The sequence below is a fragment of the Citrobacter sp. Cb080 genome (assembly GCF_030334745.1).
Lineage (GTDB): Bacteria > Pseudomonadota > Gammaproteobacteria > Enterobacterales > Enterobacteriaceae > Citrobacter > Citrobacter braakii.
Genome location: NZ_JAOWDG010000014.1, coordinates 1 through 208 on the forward strand (window position 1 = coordinate 1; position 208 = coordinate 208).

Consider the following 208-nt stretch of genomic DNA (forward strand, 5'->3'; position numbering starts at 1 on the left):
ATCCTGCACGACCCACCAATGTAAAAAGGCGCCCTAAAGGCGCCTTTTTGCTATCTGCAATTTATAAGATTCGAACCTGCAGCAGGTCGAGTCGAACGCAGTGAGACAACGGAGCCGTTTACGGCGACGGCCCGAAGGGCGAGCGAAGCGAGTCATCCTGCACGACCCACCAATGTAAAAAGGCGCCCTAAAGGCGCCTTTTTGCTAT

At 53.8% G+C, this 208-nt stretch carries 1 other RNA gene; it reads left to right on the forward strand.

Features of this window, described 5'->3' with window-relative positions:
* Positions 1 to 47: 47 nt before the first annotated feature.
* Positions 48 to 172: non-coding RNA, RtT sRNA (locus OGV38_RS00185), on the forward strand.
* Positions 173 to 208 lie beyond the last annotated feature (36 nt).